Annotated in this window: 1 pseudogene; it reads right to left on the bottom strand. The window is 57.1% G+C overall.

The window, feature by feature from the left end:
• A pseudogene (locus tag B3797_RS11285) lies at positions 1 to 462 on the bottom strand (penicillin-binding protein 2); the annotation flags it as partial.

The following is a 462-nucleotide window of genomic DNA, read 5'->3' as shown; positions in this document are numbered from 1 at the left end:
GGAGACGTAGCCGACAACGTGGGTCAGGGTAGGGCCGTAGGGGTAATAGCGACGCTGATAGCCTTTCACCTCGACGCCGGGGAAACGGTACTGGTTGACGGCGAAGCGCGCCACCTGCACATCGTTAAGGCCGACTTTGACGGGAATAGAGGTAAAGCGACGCGAGCGCTTGCGCTCTTTATCAAAGGCGTCGAGATCTTCGTCGGTAATATCAAGCACCGGGCGCAGATCCTGCAGCGTTTGCTTGAGATTATCGACTTTCTCCGGCACCAGCTCCGCCTGATAGATGGTGCGGTTAAGCGCCAGGGCGGTGCCGTTGCGGTCGTAGATAATGCCGCGGCTTGGCGCCACCGGCACCAGCTTGATACGGTTTTCGTTAGAGCGGGTACTGTAATCTTCAAAGCGCAGAATCTGCAGGTGGTAAAGATTGACCACCAGCACGCTGGAAAGCACCAGAATTCC

It is taken from the genome of Pantoea sp. UBA5923 (assembly GCF_002431095.1).
Classification (GTDB): Bacteria; Pseudomonadota; Gammaproteobacteria; order Enterobacterales; family Enterobacteriaceae; genus Pantoea; species Pantoea piersonii.
Note: the sequence above shows the minus strand (reverse complement) of the source record. Positions and strands in the feature narration are given on the sequence as shown.